Annotated in this window: 11 protein-coding genes; 8 read left to right on the top strand and 3 right to left on the bottom strand. The window is 36.6% G+C overall.

Annotation, left to right across the window (positions count from 1 at the left end):
* The first annotated feature begins 206 nt into the window (after positions 1-206).
* On the top strand, positions 207-1175 hold the full coding sequence (locus CXF85_RS02405) for a universal stress protein (protein WP_101226935.1): 969 nt from the start codon (positions 207-209) through the stop codon (positions 1173-1175).
* Between the two features lie 42 nt (positions 1176-1217).
* A complete protein-coding gene (locus CXF85_RS02400; protein WP_101226934.1) occupies positions 1218-1520 on the top strand; it encodes a hypothetical protein in 303 nt (100 codons plus the stop codon).
* Positions 1521-1838: 318 nt separating this feature from the next.
* Here CXF85_RS02400 and CXF85_RS02395 read toward each other — a convergent pair whose 3' ends face one another.
* Entirely contained in the window at positions 1839-2456 is a 618-nt protein-coding gene (locus tag CXF85_RS02395; RefSeq protein ID WP_101226933.1) for a PEP-CTERM sorting domain-containing protein, read from the bottom strand.
* A gap of 489 nt (positions 2457-2945) precedes the next feature.
* Here CXF85_RS02395 and CXF85_RS02390 point away from each other — a divergent pair, with 489 nt between their 5' ends.
* The 4 genes from CXF85_RS02390 to arsB all read left to right on the top strand — a co-directional run bounded on the left by CXF85_RS02390 (position 2946) and on the right by arsB (position 5998).
* The gene (locus CXF85_RS02390; RefSeq protein WP_101226932.1) at positions 2946-3647 is read left to right on the top strand and encodes a tetratricopeptide repeat protein; all 702 of its coding nucleotides are present in this window, start codon (positions 2946-2948) and stop codon (positions 3645-3647) included.
* Positions 3648-3896: 249 nt separating this feature from the next.
* Positions 3897-4454 (top strand): cytochrome b/b6 domain-containing protein, encoded by a 558-nt coding sequence (locus CXF85_RS02385; RefSeq protein WP_101226931.1) that lies wholly within the window; start codon positions 3897-3899, stop codon positions 4452-4454.
* A gap of 24 nt (positions 4455-4478) precedes the next feature.
* Positions 4479-4943, top strand: a complete 465-nt coding sequence (locus CXF85_RS02380) for a helix-turn-helix transcriptional regulator (RefSeq protein WP_232771047.1) — start codon at positions 4479-4481, stop codon at positions 4941-4943.
* Positions 4944-4945: 2 nt separating this feature from the next.
* A complete protein-coding gene (gene arsB / locus CXF85_RS02375) occupies positions 4946-5998 on the top strand; it encodes an ACR3 family arsenite efflux transporter (RefSeq protein WP_101226930.1) in 1053 nt (350 codons plus the stop codon).
* Positions 5999-6023: 25 nt separating this feature from the next.
* Here the strand turns inward: arsB and CXF85_RS02370 are convergent, their stop codons facing one another.
* Positions 6024-6737: a cytochrome b/b6 domain-containing protein gene (locus CXF85_RS02370; RefSeq protein WP_101226929.1), complete on the bottom strand. Its 714-nt coding sequence runs from the start codon at positions 6735-6737 to the stop codon at positions 6024-6026.
* 634 nt (positions 6738-7371) lie between these two features.
* Here CXF85_RS02370 and CXF85_RS02365 point away from each other — a divergent pair.
* Both CXF85_RS02365 and CXF85_RS22725 read left to right on the top strand, forming a co-directional pair.
* Positions 7372-9045, top strand: a complete 1674-nt coding sequence (locus tag CXF85_RS02365; RefSeq protein WP_101226928.1) for a DUF342 domain-containing protein — start codon at positions 7372-7374, stop codon at positions 9043-9045.
* A 102-nt stretch (positions 9046-9147) separates the two neighbouring features.
* The gene (locus tag CXF85_RS22725; protein ID WP_157829013.1) at positions 9148-9285 is read left to right on the top strand and encodes a hypothetical protein; all 138 of its coding nucleotides are present in this window, start codon (positions 9148-9150) and stop codon (positions 9283-9285) included.
* Positions 9286-9330: 45 nt separating this feature from the next.
* On the opposite strand, the gene CXF85_RS02360 is transcribed toward CXF85_RS22725, so the two are convergent.
* Positions 9331-10470, bottom strand: coding sequence for an acyltransferase family protein (locus CXF85_RS02360; protein ID WP_157829012.1), 1140 nt, complete (start codon positions 10468-10470; stop codon positions 9331-9333).
* Between the last annotated feature and the right edge of the window lie 291 nt (positions 10471-10761).

Here is a 10761-nt window from a genome sequence, read left to right as displayed (position 1 = left end):
GTAAGTTTTTATAAGAGGCAATGATGAATAGAGTTAACGAAAATAAAGAAGTTATCGGCTTATGTGTTTGGGGCGCAATTTTGTTGTTTATTATCTTTGAAAAAAATATGCCGCTTATTTTCTAAATAGACATTTTTCCTTAACAAAGAGGAAATTTAGAATTATCACACCATGCTATTTTTAGCATTAAAAAGGAAATAATCATTATGTTAACGTTTAAAAACATCCTCTATGTATATAGCGATGCTGCAGATAACACTATGGCACTTACAAAGGCGGTATTATTTGCGAAAGAAAATCAGGCCAATTTAACCGTGCTATTCACACTTACGGAAGACTCATTCCCCAGTAACATTGGTTTCTCTAAGGCTGAAATAATTAATAGGCTTGATTTTTTAGACGTTGAAAGAGACAAAATGTTAAGGCAGTTTTCAAACTTCACCTCAATTCAACAAGAATGTATTCATAATGATTCCTTCATTGAAGTCATTAAAAAAGTTAATAAATATGGATTCGACTTAGTCATCAAACCTTCAAAAGATGAAGGCTTAACAGGCAACGTTTTTGGCAGTAATGACATGGAATATTTTCGTCAATGCCCATGTCCTGTTTGGTTAGTTAACCCTGAATCAGAAGATAATCAACCGAGCCGTTGTGTCATTGCAGCGGTTGATGTTGATGATAGCTATCCTGCCGCAGAACGCGCCACTAGAGATCAACTCAACTTAGCGGTTGTTTCAGCAGCAGTAACACTCGCCATGGCTAAAGGTTTTATTTTAAAAGTGGTATCGATTTGGTCTATACCATCAGAAAGTAGATTAAGGCATTCGTCTTTTGTTAAACAGAGTGAAGAAGAAGTTAATACCTATGTTAAGGAAGTCGAAGACTCCCACAAAGAAAACTTAAATAACTTTATGTTAAATGCATTACAGAACATTGGTAAGGATGCATTTGAATTTCTTTCTCCTGAGAGTATTTCGATAAAGGGTCACCCTAGAGAAGCATTGCCTGCGTATGCGAAAAAAATCAATGCCAATTTAGTCGTAATGGGAACCGTTGCACGCGTTGGTATCGCTGGGCTTATTATCGGCAATACCGCTGAAAATATTTTATATCGATTAAACCAATCCGTTTTAGCAATAAAACCCGAGGGATTTAAAACGTTAGTCGCTTAGATAAATCCCATTATAAATAAATTAAATTAGGTAGATAAAATTATGAATATTATTCAAAAAATCACAAAACGCTTCTTAAATAAAGAATTTAAAATTGTTAACTATCGCAAAAAACACCAGTCTATTGTTTTACGTAATGAAAAAGTTATAAACCCTAATAAATCAACCGATGATTCAATTCAATTGGATGGTGAAAATGGTATTACCCACAAAGTGGTTTTAGCCATCAATGAAAAACTGTCTGTTTACGGAGTAGGGGAGATCTCTAGTTATGACTTTAATCGAAAAGGTGAACTCATTATGGACTTATCTTTGTACGACAATAAAATGCGAATAAATGAGTAAAACCCTATCCTTTATCACACAGGGTAATGCTGCCCCTACAAGCTCAAGTCACAGAAAAAAGATAAAGTTTTCTATGGCGCTGTGGGGGCAATCTATCGCCGCCCGAACAAATTATCCTATCTGTTTATATCAACTAACTTACGGTGTCACCATAATAACTTATACGTGTTTATTCAATCAAAGAGTCAACTAATATAGAGTCATTATTGCTTGTAGTTATTATGGGGGAGATAGTTAATCAATTACATTTAGGCAAAAAAATGAACGATACAAAAGCATAGTTCATTTAATTTGACGGTTAATCAACCCCTTTTTATTTTATAAAGGAGCTACACGATTATACTTCTTACGTAAGGAAAGCATTATCATTCCCAGACTAAACAAATAAATTGAGGCTGGTACAGGTACTGCTACAGTGAGGTTACCTTCACTCTCACCAAAAGTTCTGGAAGATGCTACGTTACCATTTCTAATCGCTGCTCGACTCGTAATACTTTTATCAATCAAAGCATCAGAAAATAATAGATTTGAAGTAAAAGGATTTTCACCGATATTCACACGTAATATGAAATCAGTCATATTTTTTCCGTTAATATCAGGGCCAAGTCCATTGAAATTAAAAGATAAATAACCGTTGGAAGACACACTGCCTAAATAATAAGAATCTATTGTAAATATACGTTCTTGACCATCATTCCATGTGACTTCACCAGAAGCAGAGTTCGAGCCTACTGATTCATTAACCTTTTGACCTGTTGCTACTTCAAAATTTAATGCGATAGATAGAACCGTTGATGAACTACCAAAATAAGGTACAAGAAGAGAGTCGTTGCCTACAGTTGAAGTGCCGTCAAAGTTGATAAGTGTTGCATGTGCGTTCAGGCTAAGGGAAGCCATTGAAAGAAGGGCTAATATTGTAATTAAAAACTTTGTCATTAATATTTATTCCATTAAGTATATTTGTAATTATCACGATGTAAGCAAAAATCATTCCCACAAACTTACTTTGTTTTAAATCAACAACTTGCGTTTACATGGTGACATCAGAAATTAATAGTGTAAAGAAATCAAACACTAACAGATATTATGTTGTATAAAAACACATCTATTAAAAGGTTAATTCGGGAGGAATACTGCCGAGTTTGTTCCTTACGACATAATATTAACCCCGTGAACTTGGCACTTTCGATATTAACTCAAATGCAAATGTACTATTTAAGATACATGGCTAATGACGCTTGTCTGGCATAAGTGAACCTTAGAAAATCATCATCTAATTATTGTGGTTTATGCCTTCTTCATGCGGAAAGGGTAAGTGAAAATAGGATAGGGTAGAATTTTAATTAAAAAATTTTTAATTACCTTGATCTTGTCACTATGATGAAATAGGTTATTTGTTTATAGCAAAAATAAGGATGATTTACAGTGCGTTTATTCCCCCACTTTTTATTTCTACTTGTATCGTTTTCTTCAATTGCAAATGATGATTTTGACAAAGGAAAAGAAGCGTATAAAAATAATAATTACCCCCAGGCTCTTACTCTGTTTAATAAAGCTGCTGGCCAAGGGAGTGCGAAGGCTCAAAGCTATCTTGGTTATATGTATACCAAAGGAAAAGGAGTCAAACAAGATTACAATAAAGCCGTGGACTGGTATCGAAAAGCAGCTGAACAAGGTAATGCTAAGGATCAATACAACCTAGCTATCATCTATGAAAAAGGGAGAGGAGTTGCTCAGAATTATAACCTAGCTATTGAGTGGCACACTAAGGCAGCCGAACAAGGTAATCCTAGATCTCAATTTCATCTTGCGCTTATATATTATAATGGCAAAGGAGTTCCACAAGATTATAAACAAGCGTTAAAATGGTACTCAAAAGCCGCTGAAGACGGTAATGCAGGGGTTCAGTATAGCCTTGGAGTAATGTATGAAAATGGGCAAGGAGTTGCTCAGGATTACAAACAAGCATTTGATTGGTACACAAAAGCCGCAGAGCAAGGTGATGCAAAGGCTCAGTATAACCTTGGACTTTTGTATGCAGATGGTAAAGGTATTACAGCAGATAAAGAAAAGGCCACTCACTGGTCTAAAAAAGCAGCAGAACAAGGCTATTCAAGCAAATCATGACCGTGAAGTTCAATCAACATTTCATGTTTGCAATAGGTACAATGTTAAATTAGCCTTAACGTGGATATTATTTTCAGCTATGGGAGCAAAAGTGCTCCTTTATCATTCAATTTCATCCGGTTGATATCAATGCCCTGCCTAGGGCATAGGTCTTAAAACAGGGCGTTATAGGCAATTGCCCCATGTATATTTTGTCTTAAAACAATAAACTCATCCCATAATTAATATCACGTCAATTATGGAGTCATCATGAGTGATCAATATGCTTACCCAACCTACGCAAAACTCATTCATTTAGGCATGGCCTTTTTTGGTGTTTTTGCATTCCTTACCTCAGAGTTTGCTGAAGACGGAATCACCTCAAATGGCTATTTATTGCATAGTTATTTAGGCTTGTCGTTAGCGGGCATAATGCTGATAAGAGTGGCAATGGGTTTTACCCATTCACCTGCATTGTCTTTTAAGGCATGGTCCCCGTTTTCAAAACAGCAAAGGCAATATGCCATTGAAGATTTTCGTAGCTTACTCACATTAAAAATCCCGAAGCGAGGCCGTCACGAGGGGCTTGCAGGCTTCACGCAAGCGTTTGGTTTGTTAATATTTATTTGGATGTCAGTTACCGGAACAGCGCTATTTATGCTAGGGTCAGAGAGTGGAAGTAACATTTTTGAGTATGTAGAAGAACTACATGAAATAGGTGAGTCATTAATCCCCCTCTTTTTAGCATTACATGTGGGCGCGGTAATTTTACATGCACTTTGTGGTAAACCTATTTGGCGAAAAATGTTCAATAATAAATCGCATTAAACTTTCCTACTTGAGAGGTATTCAGTGTCTTTAAGATTATACTTGCCAGCTATCGTGCTGGCATTTGCCATGGCGTTTTTTATTTTTGACATTGTCAGTGATGTGTTGAGTAATGAAGACGGCTTTCTCCATCTCAGTCTTGAGTTCATGGTTTTCATGGCCATTTCGGTGGTTTTATTTCGTGAACTGCAACATGTTAAATCCCTCAAAAAAGTCATCATCATAGAGAAATCGAAAACAGCAAGACTCGCCGGTGAATTACTGCAAGTGATGAAAGAACAATTCGCTAAATGGCAACTAACACCCTCTGAGTGTGAAGTTTCGTTACTGTTAATTAAAGGGCTTTCGATGAAAGAAATCGCGGAAGCACGACAAGTAAAAGAAAAAACAGTGAGAGGCCAAGCCACCGCGATATATGCCAAAGCTAACTGTGCAGGCAGACACGAACTTGCAGCATACTTTATAGAAGATTTAATGAGGGAGGTTTAACCATGGGTATTTTTGAACGTTACTTATCTGTTTGGATTGGTTTAAGCATACTGCTTGGCGTGACTTTAGGGTTATGGCAACCGGACATATTTCAACTGATTGCCGAGCTTGAAATTGCGCACGTTAACATTGTTGTCGCCGTTTTTATTTGGGTGATGATATACCCGATGATGGTTCAAATTGACTTCTCATCAATAAAAGATGTCGGTAAAAATCCCAAAGGACTTGTGCTAACCATCATCATTAATTGGTTTATTAAACCTTTTACTATGGCTGCGTTAGGTTGGCTGTTCTTTAACTATTTATTCGCAGACTTAGTTGACCCCGAATCGGCGCAAGAATACATCGCGGGTATGATTTTACTGGGCGTCGCACCTTGTACAGCAATGGTGTTTGTGTGGTCTCAGTTAACCAAAGGCGATCCTAATTACACCTTGGTTCAAGTCTCTGTTAATGATGTCATCATGATATTCGCTTTTGCGCCTATTTCGGCATTTTTACTGGGCGTTAGTGATATTCAAGTGCCTTGGGAAACGTTACTTATTTCGGTTTTACTGTATGTGTTATTACCTTTAATTGCGGGGGTAGTCACCAGAAGAATATTAAATAAGAACAGCAATAATATTGAGTCAAATACCGACAGTGCTAACAAGTCATTAGACAACTTATTAGCGACATTAAAACCTTGGTCGGTTATCGGTTTATTAGCGACGGTTGTTTTATTATTTGGTTTTCAAGCCAACACCATCATATCTGAGCCACAAACCATCGGCTTAATTGCTATTCCGCTGATGATCCAAACATACGGTATTTTCATTATTGCTTACCTAGCGGCAAAGTGGATGAAACTGCCGCATAACATCGCGGCTCCCGCTTGTTTGATAGGCACATCTAACTTCTTTGAATTAGCCGTTGCTGTGGCTATTTCGCTGTTTGGTTTACACTCAGGTGCGGCATTGGCGACCGTTGTTGGGGTACTGGTTGAAGTACCCGTTATGTTATCGTTAGTTTACTTTATTAATCATACCCAAAACTGGTTTGTTAAAAGTGAGTAGTTACCAACGGCTAATCATTAATGGCTTAATCCTCGGTATCTTTTGGCAAGTATTTATAGCCGTTAATCATGGCAGAAACTAACGCTGTTTTTTCTCTTCTTTCTGCAATGATAACTCCGAAAATATGCAAAGGAATAAGGAAGAGTAACCCGTAAAATGAATAAACATGCGCGGTTATAAACGGGGTTCGTATCGCACGCATTTCTTTATAGGCCGCTTCATCAACATTCACCTTTGAATAAGGCTGAATCACCTCAGTATTTTGTTTATCTATCGCAATACTTTCGGCGAAGTAGCCACCAAAAGGTGGGTAATAAATATCGGTACCCGCAATAACCAGACCTGAAATCATTTGAGTAAACAATAAGGTAAATAAAGCCAAAATCATTAACTTTCCTGCGGGGTTATGTCCCTTATACGCCGCTTTTTTATTATTTTTAAAGTCGACTAGCGCTTGGGTAAAACCTTTATTAAAAGGTAATACCTTACTCCATCGCTCATGTGCTTTACCGATAAAGCCAATAACCAGCCTGATGACTAAGTTGGTGGCAAAGACATAACCTACGACGACATGCATTGTTTTTAATAAAATCTTGCCATCCGTGCTAACACCAAACAACTTGCCATTTAAAATGACTAAACCGATACAAATGAGCAATGTAATCGCGATTACATTTATCCAATGAAATAACCGGATTTTACCACTCCACACAAAAACCCGTTCTCTGTTAATACTCATAGTAATCTCCCTTTTTGTCGTAAATAGTAAAATAAAAATCCACGGTGTTAATAGCTAAAAATTCGCTTGAAAGCTGATGCGCGATACAAGCTAAACCCTATTTCAATGACACGTAGAAATCACCGCTGCTTGTTAATTCACTCAATAAAAAGTAGCGTCAGGTAATTGTCTCTATGCTAATTATTACCTGAGTTTCATGACAAATCATCGGGCATACGCCAGTTACGGCTAATTTATGCGTGATTTTTAGTGATGGTACATATGCCCACTGTCTATGTATTATATTGATAAGGTTAGTTTTTATCGTTTGGTTTTTTTTATGTAATGTTGCTGGTTCTGGACTCTATTTAGGCTTCTCTATTATAAAGTTTGAACCTTGGTGACACTTAAGTGGGATAGCGTTAGCTTTTCTTATTGGCACACACTCCCACGTAACTGTTACAGGCAGCCATTAATTTTTAATAAGCTATGTCTTTGTAATCTAGATCTTTTAGGAGTACTTTAGTTGTATCAAACAAGATTGGTGCAATTTCGTACTCCAGTGAGCAACGCTAGCAAAAGCATTAACTAACACCGACGTGAAGCAAGCTACACCGAATACTATAATTTTTTAAAAATAATAGATGAATCATATATGTGCGATATCACGCTAACCATTGAAAATGAAGAAAAAGATTTGTTAATGACCCTGACTCCAATGGAGGGGAAGCCTAAAGCTGATCTAAAAAAAATGCAAAAGGCGTTTAAATCATCTCAGTACTCTACTTTTTTACTCATTGATGGCGCAATGGAATCACTTCTAGCAGAAGTGACAAACGCCGCTAAAGATGAAGAGCAAGAAGATAATGTTTGTATTTCTTCCATCATTGCCAATGCTGTTGATGCTTCGGTTACGCTCACTATAGCGCCAGAAAATATGTCTGCCACTATAGAGCTTAAAGCGGGCTATGGCGGTAAACATATTGAAAATTCAGATATTGTCGATGCGTTAAAAGAGCACAAAATAACTAAAGGCATTATTAAAGAAAACCTAATTAATATTGTCAATTCAGGACAGGTGCTTCAAGCAGGAAAAACGTTATCGACAGAAATAGCCAAAGGGGTGCTTAGCACCGCTGGTATAGATGGTTATATAAAATATTTGGTTGATGATCCGTCCGAGCGAATTTTAGCACCTAAAGAACTCGATAATGGCAATGTTGATATGCGTGAACTGGGCGATTTAGTTTTCGTCAAAGCAGAGACAAAATTAGCCATGTTAATTAAACCAACCGCCGGTATTAATGGTTTTAATATTGTTGGAAAAGTTATTGAAGCAGTACCCGGTAAAGTCTGTGTTATAGAAGAAGCCGAAGGATCATCTTTTTTAGATGAAAAAAATAATATTATTATCGCTGCCATTGATGGTATGCCAAAGCATTTAGATAATAGTGTTAGTGTGAGTAATCTACTAGAAATTGAAGATATAGATGTAGGCACAGGCAATATCCGTTTTGATGGTTCTATTTTTGTTAAAGGAAATGTTCGCGAAGGTATGGAATTGTATGCGAGTGAAGATATTGTTATAGGCGGAGTCGTTGAATCGGCGATGATTTCCTCTGGCGGAAATATATCTATTGCTCAGGGTGTTATTGGTCGTCAAATATCGATAGAAGATGAACTAGAGAACAGTGTTGTGCTTCATGCTAATGGTGATGTTATTGCCCAGTTTGTTCAATATGCCGATATTTTCGCTAAAAATGATATTAAGGTGGCACAATATATTTCGCATAGCCAAATTATAGTTGAAGGTAATTTGTGGGTAGGTAATATTGACAATGAAAAAGCGGATGGAAAAATATTTAGTACATTCGTGCACACCGGAGGCGTAGTTAATGTGGGTACACTTGGTTCTGCTGGCGGCGCTTTGACCCACATAAATTTTAATTATTGGGTCGACACAGTAGAAGAGTTACGGATTATTGCGGATGAACTAGCGAATAAACTAATCAGGCGACTGCCTAAAATATATAAATTACTAGCAAGCTGTAATACTCAAAACACTATCGACCCTTCGAAAATAGATCGTATTAATAAAGCATTAAAACAACACTTAGTGCTCTTAGGTAGTCTAAATAAAAACTGGTTAGAAAAAAGGGATAAAATAAGTGAACATTTAGTTGATTTGGAACTATCAGTAAACCAATCAATACTGTCAGGTGTAAATATTGAAATATCGACTAAAACCTGTGCTTTTAAACGTAATCATGAGGCAACTAAAATAAAATGGCTTGAGAATGAAATCAACGTAGAACCCGTCATTAATTAGTTTGAGAGAATTTTAGCCTGTCAAAGCGAGTTGACTGTCAATTAATGGCATTAGCTTTAAGGATGGGGGGTGCTGAACTTATCAGGCCACCCATAATAACTTATGCATATTTCAATCACTAAACTAAGCTTATTTACCTTTGTTAAGTTGGTGAATGAAATGCCTAAGCGCTATCATCGCGCCTCAGAAGCTGACAAAGTTATGGCTAATATTACTAAGCCACAACATCCTGACTTTTAGCACCATGATGCCTATAGGGGAAAAGCCAAGACCTCTTTATGAACTTTATATGGTGTTTTCTGTTTTGTTATAAACTGCTTTTGATGATTTTTCAATCCAGTTAGTTCTTAATAAACGACGACAAGGATTTTCAATCAGAGAAAACAACACGTTTCCTGAAAGAATAGAGATTGTGATATAGCCAGTATAGAAAAGTAATAGATATTCAATACTTGATTGTTCAATAAAATTAGTTCGTTTTAACACTTGGTTAAAAACGATCAGAACTGTGAAATGTGTTAAATAAATTGAGTATGAAATGCGGCCTAAGTAGATCATTATATTGCCAGATAAAACTCTAGCAACAAAGCCATTAGCTCGGCTGAGGTTCAAAATAAGTAGGCTAAAAAGAATGATGATAAGGCCGTCGAAGAAGGCAGGAAGCCCAATAATGCAAACGAAAATAATTATTCCTATAATGCTGACAGCAGCAGTGTCAGTACACAATATTTGGGGAACCTGAGTGAATATGTTAAATAAACAACAGCCTATAATAAATTCAGAGGCTACTCGAAGTAAAATCCATTGCGCTTGTGGCATATATTGGGAAGCATCGTTCATGGTGATTGCCGCTAAGTGCATGATGAAAAAAATAAGTACAATGAGAGTAATAAAAAATTTAGCTGATTTTATTTTATTAAAGGCCCAGGCGATTGGTGGGAACATTAAGTAAGCGAACCACTCCGAAGCAACAGACCAAGATGGAAAATTCCAGCCATTACTGTCAGGAATGCCCCAACCATTTGTAAGAGTGATACTGAACAATAAGCGCTTAAGGTCATAACTGGCATAAGTTCCTTGCGATAAACTGTAGATAGAAAAAACACTAGCCCCGACAACAATTGGAAGCAGTATGAGTGTTGCAGCAAGATGGGCAGGATAAATTCTGGCTAACCGAAGCTTCAAAAACTTAGTTATTAGAGAATAATTGAGTCTGTAAAAATCTTTCTGATGTACGTATGCTATTACAAAGCCACTCAATATAAAAAACAGATCAACACCGAGCCAGCCTTTATTGATCAAGTTGCTTGTCCATTCAGGTAGTAAAGTGGAAACGTTAGTATAATTAGCACCGTGAAGAACAACCACCCAAAGAGCTGCAATTCCACGGACTCCTGTCAAAGCATTAATTTGTTTTGAGCACATATCTTTCTCCTTTAAAGCTGTATTAAAGGCAATAGCAATTAACATACCTTATAAAATATTTTTTGATGAAAATTGTTAACTATCTGATTTTAATGTGTAATAACATGAGTGATAGTCAACATAATTAGAATCCTATATAACCACTCGCAAATTGCATCTTATTATGCCAACCAATTATCTATTTGGAGTTTTATAAATTGTGCAGAAAGTCATGTTGAAATGAAGAATATTTTATATTGAAACTTATCAGGCCACCCATAATAACTTGTGCATATTTCAATCACTAAACTA

The sequence above is a fragment of the Colwellia sp. 75C3 genome (genome assembly GCF_002836255.1).
Classification (GTDB): Bacteria; Pseudomonadota; Gammaproteobacteria; order Enterobacterales; family Alteromonadaceae; genus Colwellia.
The sequence above is the reverse complement of the archived record's forward strand: the minus strand, read 5'-3'. Positions and strand labels throughout refer to the sequence as shown.